The sequence below is a fragment of the Planotetraspora sp. A-T 1434 genome (assembly GCF_025420585.1).
Classification (GTDB): domain Bacteria; phylum Actinomycetota; class Actinomycetes; order Streptosporangiales; family Streptosporangiaceae; genus JAOEGB01.
Window position 1 is genome coordinate 139,578 of sequence record NZ_JAOEGB010000020.1, and the last position, 14,797, is coordinate 154,374.

Here is a 14,797-nt window from a genome sequence, read left to right on the forward strand (position 1 = left end):
GCCGGGGCTTTTCTTAGGAAACTTTCCTAAGGGAAAGGTAGATCGGGGCTCCGAACCCGTCAATATCAGTCTCACGCCCCGCCTCCGGTTACCACGGGACATCCCGGCAGCCATACGCGGGCGAGGAGAGCCGCCGGCTGGGCGGGCGCGAGCGACCCGGTCAGGCCTTCAGACCCCGCCTGCGCCTCCAGGCCCGCCCGCGCCCTCAGACCCCGCTTCAGACCTCGCTTCGGGCTCCGCTTCGGGCCCCGCCGTACGGCCTGCCAGGCGTTGGGTGTTTTGGGTGCTTTGACGGGCCCTTGACTGGTTGGTGGCGAGCTACGTACCGTTCGCCGAACACGTCTAGACAGGTAGGTTCCATGGCCGGCATGCAGGGCGAACAGGAAGAACCCGGTGGCACGGGCGGGCGGCAGCTCAAGGTCGAGACCCACGGGCTCGACGTGATCGGCGACGCCGATCGCAAGGGCCGTCCGAGACAATTGTTCTGGCCGTGGTTCGGCGCCAACGTGTCGATCCTGGGGCTGAGCTACGGCTCCTTCGCCCTCGGCTTCGGGATCTCCTTCTGGCAGGCGCTCGCCGCCGGGCTCATCGGCATCCTGTTCTCGTTCCTGCTGTGCGGTTTCGTCGCCGTGGCCGGCAAGCGCGGCTCGGCCCCGACCATGGTGCTGAGCCGGGCGGCGTTCGGCGTCAGAGGCAACCGGCTGCCGTCCGCCATCTCCTGGATCCTGACGGTGGGCTGGGAGACCGTGCTCACCGCGCTCGCCACGCTGGCCACGGCGACCGTGTTCGGACGGCTCGGCTGGGGAGGGGGCACCTCCACCAAGGTCGTCGCCCTGGTCGTCGTGACCGCCCTGATCGTCGCGGGCGGCGTCATGGGCTTCGACCTGATCATGCGCATGCAGACGGTCATCACGGTCGTGACCGGAGTGCTGACGGTGGTCTACATCGTGCTGGTGGCCGGCCACATCCATTGGGACACGGTCTCCCGGATCCACGGCGGATCGGCGCAGGAGTTCATCGGGGCCCTGGTCTTCATGATGACCGGGTTCGGCCTGGGCTGGGTGAACGCGGCGGCCGACTACTCCCGCTACCTGCCCCGGAGGTCGTCGAGCGCGGGCGTCGTGGGCTGGACGACGTTCGGGGCGTCGCTGGCCCCGGTCCTGCTGCTGCTGTTCGGCCTGCTGCTGGCGGGCAGCTCCCCGAACCTGAGCAAGGCGATCGCGGCGGACCCGATCGGGGCGCTGACGGAGGTCCTGCCGACCTGGTTCCTCATCCCCTTCGCCGCCGTGGCCGTCCTTGGCCTCGTCGGCGGCGCCGTGCTCGACATCTACTCCTCCGGCCTGGCCCTGCTGGCGGCCGGGCTGAAGGCGCCGCGCTACGTCGCCGCCCTCGTCGACGGCGTGCTCATGGTCGCCGGGACGATCTACATCGTGTTCGTCGCCGACGACTTCCTCGGCCCGTTCATCGGCTTCCTGACCACGCTCGGCGTGCCGATCGCCGCCTGGTGCGGGATCATGCTGGCCGACCTCGCACTGCGCCGCCGGGACTACGCCGAGACCGACCTCTACCGTCCGTCGGGCCGCTACGGAGACGTCCCGCTGCTGCCCGTCGCGGTCATCGTCGTCAGCACGGCCGTCGGCTGGGGCCTGGTGACCAACGGGGCCGCGAGCTGGCTGGGCTGGCAGGGCTACCTCCTCGGGCCTCTCGGGCTCGGCGGCAAGACCGGCTCCTGGGCCTTCGCCAACCTCGGCGTGCTGCTCGCGCTCGTGATCGGCTTCGCCGCGACCTGGGCGTTCAACCGTTCACGGGTCCGCGCCCAGGAGAGCGCGGCCCCGGCGGATCCCTCCGTACAGGCCGTGCTGCCGTGACCGGCGGAACCGGCCCGTACGGCATGCCGTGGCTGACCGTGAGGCTGAAACACCAGCGGGTCACCGTCGAGCTGGAGAGGGAGATCCGTTCCTGCCGCGTCCCCGCGCGGGGAGCGTCTCTCGGCGAGCTCGCCCTCGCCCGGCGCTTCGGGAGGCTTGTGCTCTCCCGGGCGGACTGGTGGACCCGCAACACCCGGGAGGCCACCCCCGCCAGGGTCAGGTATGCGTGAAGGGACTCCACCAGGTAACAAACCTTTCTGTTAGCGTGGCGTGGTGGATCAACGGGGGTTGAGACGGGCCCGGGTGGCCGTGGCGGTGACGTTCGCGGTGCACGGGGCGGTGACCGGCAGCTTCGCCACCCGCATTCCCTGGATTCAGGAGCATCTGCACGCCGGGCCCGGAGAGCTGGGGCTGGCGCTGCTGGCTCCGGCGGTCGGCTCGCTCGTGGCGATGCCGATGGCCGGGCGCGTCATCCACCGGTTCGGTGGCCGGACGGCGACCCGGTGGCTCATCGCTCTCTGGTCGGCCGTGCTCGCCTTTCCCGCGCTCGCGCCCAACCTGCCCTCCCTCTTCGGGATCCTTGTGGTGTACGGGGCCGTGGCCGGCATGTGCGACGTCGCCATGAACGCCCAGGGGGTGGTGGTCGAGCAGCGGCTCAGCCGCTCGATCATGTCGGGGCTGCACGGGATGTGGAGCGTCGGCGCCCTCGCGGGCGGCGCTGTGGGCTCCCTCGCCGCCCAGGCCGATGTGGACGCCCGCGTCCACCTGGCGGTCATGGCGTCGGCGCTGCTGGCGATCGGCCTCGGTGTCAGCCCCCTCCTGCTGGACGTCCGGGCGGCGGAGGACCAGGCGGCGCCGCCGAGGTTCGTGCTGCCGTCCCGGAGCGTGCTCGTCATGGGGCTGGTCGGCTTCTGCGGGGTCTTCGGCGAGTCCGCCAGCCAGGACTGGTGCGCCGTCTATTTGAAGCAGGTCACGGGCACATCCCCCGGCGTGGCGGCGGCCAGCTTCACCGCGTTCGCGTTCACCATGGCCGCCGGGCGGCTCTGCGGGGACATGGTGGTGCGCCGGATCGGCGCCGTGTGGGCCGTGCGGGTCAGCGGCGCGCTGGCCGCGCTCGGGGGGTTGCTCGTCGCGACGGCCCGCACTCCCCTGCCGGCCATCACCGGATTCATGCTCATCGGCGTCGGCATCGCGGTGGTCGTCCCGCTCGTGTTCACGGCGGCGGGCAACGCCGCCCCGACGCCGGGCGAGGGCGTGGCCGGGGTGGCGACTATCAGCTACACCTCCGGGTTCGTCGCGCCGAGCGCGATCGGCGGCATCGCAAACGCGACCAGCCTGCCCGTGTCGTTCGCCGTCGTGACCGCGCTCATGGCGGCGATGGTGCTCGGCGCCGGGTCGCTGGCGCGGCGGCCGGCCCCGATCGAGCCGGAGTCGGCCACCGCGCTGTGACATGGGCGCTGTGACACGAGCGCTTGCGACACGAGCGCTGCGACGCCGGGCTGTGTCGCGTTCGCTACGTCACGGCCGCTACGTCAGGCCGGCGCAGCTCTGGGCGTCGGCGTCCTTGGCAGCCTTGGGCACCCACCGGACATTGGCGAACGACGCGGAGAACGCCCCGTCGGTGTAGACGAGGAACGGCGTGTTGACGTTCTCCAGGTCGAGGCCTCCGGCGGCGAAGCACGCGATCGGGATCTTGATCGTCGCCTTGACGCCGACCGGGAGCTTCTGGAACAGCGAGGTCGCCACCACCTCGGAGAAGCACGGATAGACGCAGTGGACGCTGATCACCGTTCTCGCCGCCGGAGGCTGGTGGACGATGGTGTCGAAGACGAGAGCGCTGTCGGCGTTGAGGTAGCCGCGCAGATCGGTGCCGCCCGCCGGGTTCTGCAGGTAGATCTGCGCCGGTCCACTGCCGGTCCAGGTGGCCTTGAGCCCGTCCTGCTGCACGTTGACGTCGGACTGCACCACGTTGATCTCGGAGTGCGCCGCCTGGCCGTCGACGCCGATCTCGGTGCCGCCCCAATTCTCGGCGGATCCGATGTAGCTCTTGTAGGGCGGGACGTCCGTCCGGTTGTAGATCTCCAGGTCCTCGGTCGCGGTGCCGCCGCCCGTGCCGCCGCAGCCGAGCTCGGGTGAGGTCTCGTCGAGCGTCCCGACCGAACCGGACTCGCCGTAGCGCAGGCCGTACCCGACGGGGAAGAGCGGGTCGTAGCCCTCGGTGCCCACGTTGAGCGGCGTCTGGCACGCGGTCTTCGGCCAGGAGTACGACAGCTTCCCGGTGTAGCCCTGGTGCGAGTCCCCGTGCGAGTCCCCGTGCGAGTCCCCGTGTGAGCCGCGGACCAGGAGATCGGCGACGCCGCCGCCCTCGGTGCCGGGAAGCCAGGCGACGACGAACGCGTCGGAGCGGTTGAGCTCCTTGTTGACCCACAGCGGGCGGCCGGTGACGTAGACGGTGATCACAGGTGCGCCCTTGCCGCGGACCTTGTCGAGGACGGCGAGGTCGGCGGGATAGAGCTTGGCCGCCTCGAGAGTGCGCCGCCCGAGGTCGCCGACTCCCTCGGCGTACGGCGTCTCGCCGATCACGGCGATAACCGCGTCGTACGCCCCGGGGTCGACACCGTCACCCGTCTCGCTGAAGGTGACGTTGGCGTCGCCGAGCACTTCTCGGAGGCCGCCCAGGATGGTCGTGCCGTTCGGGAAGTCGGCATTGGTGTTGCCGGTGCCCTGCCAGGTGAGGCTCCAGCCGCCGGTCTGGTTCTGCAGGCTGTCCGCGCTCTTGCCGACGACGAGCACCTTCGCCTCCGGCGACAGGGGCAGCACCTTGCCGTTGTTCTTCAGCAGGACCTGCGACTCGCGGACGGCCCTGCGGGCGAGTCTTCTCGCCTGGAGCGCGTCTCTTCTCGCCTGGAGCGCGTCGGCCGACCCGGCCAGGGCGCGCGCCGACGGCTTGGGGGCGTCGAACACGCCGGCGCGGAGCTTGACTCGCAGGATGCGGGTCACCGCGTCGTCGATGCGCGAGATCGGGATCTCGCCCGCTTCGACCTGGGCGATGGTGTTGGCGATGAACGCCTTCCAGTCCTGCGGCACCATCACGACGTCGATGCCGGCGTTGATGGCCCGGGCGCAGCTGGAGTTGGTGCATCCGGCGACCTGGCCGACGCCGTTCCAGTCGGAGACGACGACGCCGTCGAAGCCCATCTTCTGCTTGAGGATCTCGGTGAGGGCGTGCCTGCTGCCGTGCAACTTGCCCTCGGTGATGCCGAGGTCGGCGTTGGTCCAGCTGTTGAACGAGACCATCACGGTCTGGGCTCCGGCCGCGAGCGCGCCGTAGTAGCCCTGGCCGTGAATGTTGATCATCTCGGCCTCGGACGAGGGATTGACGCCCTGGTCCTGCCCCCTCAGTGTGCCGCCGTCGCCGATGAAGTGCTTCGCGGTCGCGATCACGCCGTGGTCGCCGATGCGGCGGGCGTGGCCGCCCTGCAGGCCCCTGATGGCCTCGTAACCGTAGGCCCGGGTGATGCGGGGGTCCTCCGAGTAGCCCTCGTACGTGCGGCCCCACCGGTCGTCCCTGACCACGGCCAGCGTGGGCGCGAAGGCCCAGTCCTGGCCCGTGGCGCGGATCTGGGCGGCGGTCGCCGACCCGATGTCACGGATCAGGCAGGGGTCGTGGGCGGCACCGAGGCCGATGTTGTGCGGGAAGATCGTCGCGCCGTAGATGTTGTTGTTGCCGTGGACGGCGTCGATGCCCCAGATGACGGGGATCTTCGTCCTCGTGCCGACGGACGCCTCCCAGTACGCGTCGGCGAGGTCGAGCCAGGCCTTCGGGGAGGCGTGCTTGTCCCGGCCGGGCCACGAGCCGCCGCCGTTGAGCACCGAGCCGATGCCGTACTGCCTGACCTCGTCGGGACTGATGGAGTTGATCTCCGGCTGGGTCATCTGGCCGACCTTCTCGGCCAGGGTCATGCCGGCGAGGATCTTCGCCACCCGCTTCTCGTCAGCGGGGTTCCGCTTGATCCGGCTCTCGACCTTGGGCCAGTCGGAGAGCGTGGGGAGTTTCTTCTCGATGCGAGCGCAGCCGTCGTCGTCCAGGGCGGGCATCCCGATCACAGGTTGGTGGGTCCCTTTCGTGGTGTCGGCGCCCGCGCTCGGTGCGACGCCCCCGGCCAGGAGGGCGATCGCCGCCAGCGCGGCGAATGAGTTGTGGCGAGCGCGTAAACGGGCCAACTGTCGTGGCATGGCGAGTCCGTTCTCGAGGCGCGGCAGCGGCCGGGGACAGCGCCACGACCGCATTGCGCCGATCTTGACTCTCCGACGGCCACTTGGTCAACCACCCGGAAGAGCGCTCTCTGCGTCGCCGCCGGTTGCTTCGCCGCGTCTGGAGAGCGCTCCCAGGAGGCGCCCTCCCCAGCAGTCAGTGGATGCCCAGGCCCATGAGGACGAAGAGGCCGATGAAATGGCCCAGCACGATGATCGAGATCAGCACGACGAAGAGATACTTGGCCGGCCCGTGCTCGAACGTCTTCCCTTCCTCAAGCGGGGGCCGCCGCGCCTGACGGTCGGCGATCCGCTCTTCCAGTGACTTCCGGCGGGCCATCGCACTCTCCACAATCAAGTAGTTTGTGTACCAATAGTTGGTGTACAGATAATATGTGATGGAAAGGGGTGCGATGAGCGAGGCTGCCGTGGTGCGCGGTCTTCCGATGCCGGATCCGCTCTCACTGGAGCGGCAGGTGTGCTTCGCCCTGGCCGTCGCCTCGCGCGGGGTCATCGCGGTCTACCGGCCGCTGCTGGAACCCATGGGTCTCACGCACCCGCAGTACCTGGTCATGCTGGCGCTCTGGGAGCACGCGCCGCTGTCGGTCAAGGAGCTCAGCCGCATGCTGCAACTCGACCCCGGCACGCTGTCACCGCTGCTCAAGCGTCTCGAAGCCGGCGGGCTGGTCCGCCGCGAGCGGGACACCAACGACGAGCGCGCCCTGGCCGTAACCCTCACGCCCGCGGGCAAGGACTTGCGGGCCGAGGCCGTGAAGATCCCCCCGGCCATCGTCGAACGGCTCGGCATGGGCCTCGACGAGCTTCAGGACCTGCACGAGTCCCTCATGCGCGTGATCGCCGCCGCCAACAACGCGACCGCCGCCTCCGGCTGAGCCTAGGACTCCTGGCCCTCCTCAGAGCTGATCAGCTCGTCTATGGCGGCGAAGAAGGCCCGGATGCCCGGGAGGTTCCCGCCCTTGGCGCGGGAGGCCGCGAGGTCCTCGGGCGCGCGCCAGTCGACGATGTCCAGCCATTCGTCCGCGCCCAGCCGGACCAGCCGGGCGCCGAGGAATCCCTCGCGGTCGGCCCGGAAGTCCGCCAGCATCGCCGGGCGCGCGTCGAGCAGCGCCTCCGTGCGCCACGGCGCCACCCGGAACCGCGTAAGTTCCACCGTCGTTGCCATAGCCGTCTCCTTCTGGCACGTCTCCTGCTGGATGATCAGGTGGCGACGACGATATAGTAAGCAATATTGACGGTCAAGATTGGTGACTACTTTGCCGGAAACACGAGCCGTGCGGCGCGGTGAACGCAAGGAGAACGCTCCCGACCTCGGCATCCTGAGCAGCCGGGTGCTGTTCTCCCTCCAGAAGGAGCTGTTCGAGACTCTCGCCGAGCAGGGCCATCCCGGGCTCCGGCCCCGGCACGGGGCGGTCCTCGCCTACCTCGACGCGGAGGGCAGTCGTGCAACCGACCTGGCGGCACAGTCGGGCCAGCACAAACAGGTCATCGGCACGCTGGTGGACGAACTCGTGGAACTCGGTTACGTGCGGCGCGTGCCCGACCCCCAGGACCGCCGCGCCAAGCTGATCGTGCCCACCGCGCGCGGCCTCGACCAGATGACCCGATCCGACGCCATCATGGCCGCCATCGAGCGGCGCCACGCGGAAGCCGTGGGCGAGGAGGCCTACGCCCACTTCAAGCGGGTCTTCCACCAGGTCTCCCTGCACCAGCACACCTGGCGGGAACGGCATCCGCCGGCGCAGGCGTGAGCCCGCGCCGGCCGGTCCGGTCGGTCCGGCCGGCCGGTCCGGTCAGTCCGGCGGGAGGGGAATCCGCAGGGTCACCGTGCCGCGCAGGTCCAGCCAGGCGGCGTCGGGGCCGCGGACCAGGCGCATCATCACCTCTTCGCATCCGGGGCAGCGGCCGACCATGGCCTCGGCCGAGCCGTACACCCGCATGGTCGCGACCGGGCCGGTCAGCCCGCAGTGCGCGCATCGGCCGCCTGCCGCGGTGACGTCGACGGCGAAGATCTCGCTGAGCGGCCCGGCCAGGGAGTTGCCGTCCCGGTAGGCGTCGTCTCGTTCGGTCATGTCAGCCTCCCGTGGGGCCGAAGCGTTCGGTCTTGATCCGGCGCGGATCATGACCGAGGGCGACCAGGATGTCGGCGGCCGTCTCCACGAACCCGGTCGGCCCGCAGACGAAGCAGTCCGGCTCGAACTGCGCGGGCCAGCCATAGGTGTTGAGGTCGGCCACACCGAGCCGCCCCGGCGGGCGGGACCAGCCGTCGGGGGCCGTCCGCGTGTAGAGGTAGGTGACGTCGAGCCCCGGCATGGGGCGGCGCAGTTCCTCGGCGTAGAGGCGCTGTGCGGGTTCGCGCACCGAGTAGAGCAGCCGGAAGGGCGTGCGGCTGCCTGCGGTACGGCGGGCGCGGATCATGGCCATCAGCGGGACGAGGCCCGAGCCTCCGGCCACCAGCAGCACCGGGGCCGTGCCGGTGGGACGCCACACGAACCAGCCGCCCACCGGCCCGCGGATCTCCACCTCGTCGCCGACCTCCAGCACCTCCGTGAGGTACGGCGAGACCTCCCCGCCGGGGACGTCCTGCACGGTCAGCTCGATCCGGTCGCCGTCGGCGGGGGCCGCCAGGGAGTAGCTGCGCTGAGTGCTGTAGCCGTCCTCCGCGGTCAGCCGCACGTCGACGTGCTGGCCGGGCAGGTGGCCGGGCCAGTCGGGCATCTGGAAGACCAGCGTGCGGGCCGTGGGCGTCTCTTCGCGAACCTCGGTCAGCCGGGCGGCCTGCCAGCCCAGCCGGCGGCCGCTCAGTCGCCCTGGTATCTCTGCTCGCGCCACGGGTCACCGTAGTTGTGGTAGCCGGCCGTCTCCCAGAAGCCCGGTTCGTCCTCCAGTAGCAACTGGATGCCGCGCACCCACTTGGCGGACTTCCAGAGATAGAGGTGCGGGACCAGCAGCCGGGCGGGGCCGCCATGCTCGGGCATCAGGTCCTCGCCGTCGTAGCGGTAGGCGATCCATGCCTGCCCGTCGAGCAGGTCCTCCAGCGGGAGGTTCGTGGTGTAGCCGCCGTACGAGTGCACGAGGGCGTAGTCCGCGGCGGTCTCCACATCGGCCAGCAGCACGTCCAGGGAGACGCCCTGCCAGTTGGTGCCGAGCTTGGACCACTTGGTGACGCAGTGCAGATCCACCGTGGGCGTGACGCTCGGCAGTGCCAGGATGTCCTGCCACGACCAGCGATGGACCTGCCCGGCCTCGGTCGTGACGGTGAACTCCCACCGCTCCAGCGGGACCCTCGGCGTCGGCCCGGCCGAGAGCACCGGGAAGTCATGGGTCAGATACTGGCCGGGCGGCAGCTTCACGTCCCCGTCACGTGACCGGCCATGGAAACCACGGGAGATGATCCCCATTGGTTCCTCCTCTTCTGAGCGAATTGTCATGATCCTAGTGACCGGACCTCCACAAACCACATACCACCAGACGGTGGACGGCGCGTGACCAGCGGGGGCCTGCGACGCGGATCGCGTCCGCGGCCCGGAGCCGCCCCTTTCGCCGGATCGCCTCATCGCCATTAAGAGATTCGCCCCACCGTCCTCCCATTACTTTCCTTGATGAAAGACGGAAAGAAATCCTTATGAATGGCTTCGGTAGGCGCGGTGATCCACGTCACTGTTGACTTCGCCGTGAAATTCGTGCGACCGTCAATGGTGTGAGAAATGCGTTATTAAATACATGTTTCGCCCGAGTCACATCGCCGCTACCTGCGGTGTAGCACTCTCCGACGGCGATTCATGCGAGGGGACACGGACGGCGGTGCGATTCCGGTCGCATTCACCAACACGCATGACTCGTTTGCGGCGCGTCAGCGGCGGCGAATACGCGACGACACCACATTGACCATGCGAGAAGCCGTGTGTGAGAGGCCGTGTGTGAGAGGCCGTGTCCAAGAAGGCGGGCGGTGGAGCGCATGAGGCGCGACAAGAGCACGACAAGAGGCGGACATTGAGGATGGCTGAAGACGGAACGGCGGACTCGATCCGGCGGGGCGGTGCGGGCGAGGGTGCCATCGCGGTGATCGGGCTCGCCTGCCGGCTGCCCGGCGCGCCGACTCCGGAGGATCTGTGGGAACTGCTGCGCTCCGGGCGCGACGCGATCGGTGAGCCGTCGGAGAGACGGCTGCGCGCGGAGCCGAGACTGGCGGGTCACCGTGGCGGGTTCCTGGAGCATGTCGACGAGTTCGACGCGGGCTTCTTCGGAGTCTCTCCTCGCGAGGCCGCGGCCATGGATCCCCAGCAGCGGCTTGTCCTGGAGTTGGCGTGGGAGGCGTTGGAAGACGCCATGCTCCCACCGGGAGACCTGGCGGGCGTCCACGCGGGGGTGTTCCTCGGGGCCATGTCCTCCGACTACGCCACTCTGGTCCACCGGCACGGCGACGAGGCCATCACCCGGCACTCGCTCGCGGGGCTGAACCGCGGAATCCTGGCGAACCGGATCTCCTACTGTCTCGGGCTCCGCGGCCCGAGCCTGACGGTGGACACCGCCCAGTCGTCCGCGCTCGTGGCGGTGCACCTGGCCTGCGAGAGCCTGCGATCGGGCGAGTCGGCCGTGGCGCTGGCCGGAGGGGTCAATCTCAACCTGGCGCCGGAGAGCACAGTGACCGCCGACAGGTTCGGCGGACTGTCGCCGGACGGACGCTGTTTCACCTTCGACGCCCGCGCGAACGGCTACGTCCGGGGTGAGGGTGGCGGGCTCGTCGTGCTGAAGCCGCTGTCGAGGGCGCTCGCCGACGGCGACAACGTGTACGCCGTCATCACCGGCAGCGCGGTCAACAACGACGGGGCGACGAGCGGACTCACGGTACCCGACGCCGCAGCGCAGGAAGAGGTCGTACGGCTGGCCGTGCGCCGTGCCGGCGTCGAACGCGCCGCCGTGCAGGTCGTCGAGTCGCACGGCACGGGGACGAAGGTCGGCGACCCGATCGAGGCCGCCGCGCTGGGTGCGGCCCTCGGTACCGCCCGGCCGGCGGAGCAGCCCCTGATCGTCGGGTCGGCCAAGACCAACGTCGGCCATCTGGAGGGAGCCGCCGGCATCGTGGGGCTGCTCAAGACCGTCCTGAGCATCCGCCATCGCGAGGTTCCACCGAGTCTGAACTTCGAGACGCCGAACCCTCAGATCGATTTCGCGGCCCTGAATCTGAAGGTGGCGGACCAGCTGCGGCCGTGGCCGCGCCCGGACGCCACGCTCGTCGCCGGGGTCAGCTCCTTCGGGGTCGGGGGCGTGAACTGCCACGTCGTGCTCAGTGAGCCACCGGTCGCCGATGGCCTCACCGAAGTCCCAGCGGATGGCCCTGCCGGCGACACGGCCGATGCCACGGCTGATGCCACGGCGACCGCTCCTGAGACCCCGCCCGCTGTGCCCTTGGTTCTCTCCGCCCGGACCGCCGCCGCGCTGCGTGAGCAGGCCGGAAGGCTGTACGGCTCGGCGGCCCTCGACGGGGACCTGTCCGACGTCGCCTTCTCCCTCGCCACCACGCGGGCCACGCTGGAACATCGAGCCGTCCTCGTGGGGAAGGACCGCCGCGAACTCCGGGATCAGCTCCTGGCGTTCAGCGTGGGAGACCACGTTCCCGGAGTGGTCCATGGCGCCATGCGGCGGGACGTCGGGCGCACGGTGTTCGTCTTCCCGGGCCAGGGAAGCCAGTGGCTGGGCATGGGGCGGGACCTGGCCAAAGCCTCGCCGCTGTTCGCCCGGCACCTGATAGCCGTGGCGGACGCCCTGGCGCCCCACACCGGCTGGTCGCCGGTCGACGTGCTGTGGAGCCTTCCGGGAGCACCCTCGCTGGACCGGGTCGACGTCGTCCAGCCGGCGTTGTTCGCGGTCATGGTCGCGCTCGCGCGGCTCTGGGAGTCGTACGGCATCCGCCCCGACGCCGTGATGGGACATTCCCAGGGCGAGATCGCCGCCGCCCACGTCGCCGGGGCGCTGTCCCTGGAGGACGCCGCCGCCATCGTGGTGCTCCGCAGCCAGGCGATCGCCGCCATCTCGGGACGCGGCGGGATGGCGTCGATCCCTCTGCCTGTGGCTCAGGTGCGCACCCGGCTCACCCGCTGGGCCGGACGCCTGAACATCGGCGCGGTCAACGGCCCGTCGGCCACCGTGGTGTCCGGCGACGCGGACGCGCTCGACGAACTCGTGGCCGAATACCTGGCCGAGGACGTGTCCGCGCGCCGGGTGCGGATCGACTACGCCTCGCACTCTCCCCATGTGGAGGCGGTGCGGGAGCAGTTGCTGGAGCGCCTTCCGAGGTACGTTCCGCGGAGCACCGGCACCGCGTTCTACTCCAGCGTCACGGGTGGGCTGCTCGACACCGCCGAACTGGACGCCGGTTACTGGTATCGGAACCTCCGCCAGACTGTCGAGTTCGACCGTGCGGTCCACGCCGCGCTGAGCGACGGCCACAACGTCTTCGTCGAAACGAGCCCGCATCCGATCCTCGTCGTGGGGCTCCGGCAGATCCTCGAAAGCGCCGCCCCCGACATCCCCGCCGCACGCGACGGCGTGGTCGCGGGAACGCTGCGGCGCGACAACGGCGATCTCGGCCAGTTCCTCCGGGCACTCGCCCAGCTCCACGTGCACGGGTCTCCGGTCGATTGGCGGTATGCCGTACGGCCCGGCGCGCGGCGCGTCCCCCTGCCGACCTATGCCTTCCAACGCAGCCGCCACTGGCTCGGCACTCCGGCGACCACACCAGCGACCACACCAGAAACCACAGTGCGGCCGGACATCGCCACGCCGGGAACCACCGGACACGGAATCGCCCAGCACGAGACCGGCCAGCACGAGACCGGCGGGGCGCTCGAACCGGGCAACGCGCTGGCCGCTCGGATCTCCGGGCTGACCGGCGAGGCGCAGGAAAAAGTGGTGCTGGACCTGGTGGTCTCCGCCACCGCCGGAGTCCTCGGACACGCCGATGCGGCGTCCGTCGCACCCGACCACACGTTCAAGGATTTGGGACTGGATTCGCTCGGCGTGGTGGAGTTACGCGACAGCCTGTCCGCCGCGACCGGGCTTCCGGTGTCGCCGACCGTCACCTTCGATCACCCCACGCCGCTCGCACTCGCGCGGCATCTGCGGGCCACGTCGGCCGGCCGTACGGCTGAGCCCACCGCCACCGCGGTCGCGCACACCGGGGCGGCGCCCGAGAACGAGCCGATCGCGCTGGTCGCGATGGCCGGGAGGTGGCCGGGAGGGGCCGACACCCCCGAGAAGCTCTGGCGTCTCGTGCTGGGCGGGACCGACGCGATCAGCGTCTTCCCGGCCAACCGGGGATGGGATGTGGAAGGACTGTACGACCCCGATGCCGTACGGCCCGGCACGTCCACCACCCGGGAGGGCGGGTTCCTGCACGACGCGGACCGCTTCGACGCGGAGTTCTTCGGCATCGGCCCCCGCGAGGCCGCCGCGATGGACCCGCAGCAGCGGTTGCTACTGGAGGTGGCCTGGGAGACCTTCGAGCGGGCCGGCATTGTGCCGGAGTCGCTGAAGGGCAGCCGCACGGGAGTCTTCGTCGGAATGATGCCGCAGGACTACGGCCCGCGGCTGCACGAGACGGCCGAAGGAGCCGAGGGTTACGCGCTGACCGGCACGCTGACGAGCGTCGCGTCCGGGCGGATCGCCTACACCTTCGGCTTGGAGGGGCCCGCGGTGACCGTCGACACGGCGTGCTCGTCGTCGCTGGTGGCGCTACATCTGGCCGTACGGTCGCTCCGATCGGGAGAGTCGGATCTGGCTCTGGCGGGCGGGGTCACGGTGATGTCCACCCCCGGCATGTTCACGGAGTTCTCCCGGCAGGGTGGGCTCGCTCCGGATGGGCGGTGCAAGGCGTTCGGGGCGGCGGCCGACGGCACGGGGTGGGCCGAAGGAGTCGGCCTGCTTCTGGTGGAACGCCTGTCGGACGCGCGGCGCCACGGGCATCGAGTGCTGGCGGTGATCCGCGGCTCAGCCGTCAACCAGGACGGCGCGTCCAACGGACTCACCGCCCCAAACGGGCTCTCACAGCAGCGGGTGATCCGGGAGGCGCTGAAGGACGCCGCGCTGAGCGCTGCAGAAGTGGACGCGGTGGAGGCCCATGGCACCGGGACGACTCTGGGCGACCCGATCGAGGCCCAGGCCCTGCTCGCCACCTACGGCCAAGGCCGGCCCGCCGGCCATCCTCTATGGCTCGGCTCGCTGAAGTCCAACATCGGCCACGCCCAAGCCGCCGCCGGAATCGCCGGAGTCATCAAAATGGTGCAGGCGATCCACCACGGGATCCTGCCCCAAACGCTGCACGTGGAGGAGCCGACCCCGCACATCGACTGGTCCGACGGCGCGATCTCGCTGCTGGCCGGCAACACCCCCTGGCCTGAGACCGGTTCTGTACGGCGTGCCGGCGTGTCGTCCTTCGGGATCAGCGGCACGAACGCCCATGTCATCGTGGAGCAAGCACCACCAGAACCTGAGCCCGAACTCCACACCGAATCCGAACCCGGAGAACCACAGGGCGGGGAACAGTCCTCGCAGGAGGCGGAAGCGGCGGCGGAGCGGCAATCGAGGCAACAGCCGCAGGCCGGCCCGGGACAACAGCCGCAGGCCGGGCCGGAGCAACGGCTACCGGTCGCGCCGGG

The 14,797-nt window shown here is 70.2% G+C and carries 12 protein-coding genes; 6 read left to right on the plus strand and 6 right to left on the minus strand.

Features of this window, described 5'->3' with window-relative positions; all coding sequences use genetic code 11:
• Positions 1 to 359: 359 nt before the first annotated feature.
• Genes N5079_RS24685 through N5079_RS24695 form a run of 3 tightly spaced genes read left to right on the plus strand, consistent with a single transcriptional unit; the run spans position 360 to position 3,317 of the window.
• Positions 360 to 1,868: a purine-cytosine permease family protein gene (locus N5079_RS24685; RefSeq protein ID WP_261586407.1), complete on the plus strand. Its 1,509-nt coding sequence runs from the start codon at positions 360 to 362 to the stop codon at positions 1,866 to 1,868.
• Positions 1,865 to 2,098, plus strand: coding sequence for a hypothetical protein (locus tag N5079_RS24690; RefSeq protein WP_261586408.1), 234 nt, complete (start codon positions 1,865 to 1,867; stop codon positions 2,096 to 2,098). The genes N5079_RS24685 and N5079_RS24690 overlap by 4 nt, the downstream gene beginning before the upstream one ends.
• Before the next feature lie 43 nt (positions 2,099 to 2,141).
• Positions 2,142 to 3,317 (plus strand): MFS transporter, encoded by a 1,176-nt coding sequence (locus N5079_RS24695; RefSeq protein WP_261586409.1) that lies wholly within the window; start codon positions 2,142 to 2,144, stop codon positions 3,315 to 3,317.
• Positions 3,318 to 3,395: 78 nt separating this feature from the next.
• Here the strand turns inward: N5079_RS24695 and N5079_RS24700 are convergent, their stop codons facing one another.
• Entirely contained in the window at positions 3,396 to 6,104 is a 2,709-nt protein-coding gene (locus N5079_RS24700) for a glycoside hydrolase family 3 protein (protein WP_261586410.1), read from the minus strand.
• A 175-nt stretch (positions 6,105 to 6,279) separates the two neighbouring features.
• The gene (locus N5079_RS24705; protein ID WP_261586411.1) at positions 6,280 to 6,462 is read right to left on the minus strand and encodes a hypothetical protein; all 183 of its coding nucleotides are present in this window, start codon (positions 6,460 to 6,462) and stop codon (positions 6,280 to 6,282) included.
• A 73-nt stretch (positions 6,463 to 6,535) separates the two neighbouring features.
• Between N5079_RS24705 and N5079_RS24710 the strand changes: the two genes are divergently transcribed.
• Positions 6,536 to 7,015 (plus strand): MarR family winged helix-turn-helix transcriptional regulator, encoded by a 480-nt coding sequence (locus N5079_RS24710; protein WP_261586412.1) that lies wholly within the window; start codon positions 6,536 to 6,538, stop codon positions 7,013 to 7,015.
• Between the two features lie 2 nt (positions 7,016 to 7,017).
• Here the strand turns inward: N5079_RS24710 and N5079_RS24715 are convergent, their stop codons facing one another.
• A complete protein-coding gene (locus N5079_RS24715) occupies positions 7,018 to 7,305 on the minus strand; it encodes a hypothetical protein (protein ID WP_261586413.1) in 288 nt (95 codons plus the stop codon).
• Positions 7,306 to 7,414: 109 nt separating this feature from the next.
• On the opposite strand from N5079_RS24715, the gene N5079_RS24720 reads away from it, so the two are divergent.
• Positions 7,415 to 7,891: a MarR family winged helix-turn-helix transcriptional regulator gene (locus tag N5079_RS24720; protein ID WP_261586414.1), complete on the plus strand. Its 477-nt coding sequence runs from the start codon at positions 7,415 to 7,417 to the stop codon at positions 7,889 to 7,891.
• Positions 7,892 to 7,933: 42 nt separating this feature from the next.
• Here the strand turns inward: N5079_RS24720 and N5079_RS24725 are convergent, their stop codons facing one another.
• Genes N5079_RS24725 through N5079_RS24735 form a run of 3 tightly spaced genes read right to left on the minus strand, consistent with a single transcriptional unit; the run spans position 7,934 to position 9,541 of the window.
• The gene (locus tag N5079_RS24725) at positions 7,934 to 8,212 is read right to left on the minus strand and encodes a DUF6510 family protein (RefSeq protein ID WP_261586415.1); all 279 of its coding nucleotides are present in this window, start codon (positions 8,210 to 8,212) and stop codon (positions 7,934 to 7,936) included.
• Between the two features lies 1 nt (position 8,213).
• The gene (locus N5079_RS24730) at positions 8,214 to 8,972 is read right to left on the minus strand and encodes a ferredoxin reductase (protein WP_261586417.1); all 759 of its coding nucleotides are present in this window, start codon (positions 8,970 to 8,972) and stop codon (positions 8,214 to 8,216) included.
• Positions 8,942 to 9,541, minus strand: coding sequence for a sulfite oxidase-like oxidoreductase (locus N5079_RS24735; RefSeq protein ID WP_261586418.1), 600 nt, complete (start codon positions 9,539 to 9,541; stop codon positions 8,942 to 8,944). The genes N5079_RS24730 and N5079_RS24735 overlap by 31 nt, the downstream gene beginning before the upstream one ends.
• 598 nt (positions 9,542 to 10,139) lie before the next feature.
• Here N5079_RS24735 and N5079_RS24740 point away from each other — a divergent pair.
• On the plus strand, positions 10,140 to 14,797 hold a 4,658-nt coding region (locus N5079_RS24740), incomplete at its 3' end, for a type I polyketide synthase (protein ID WP_261586419.1).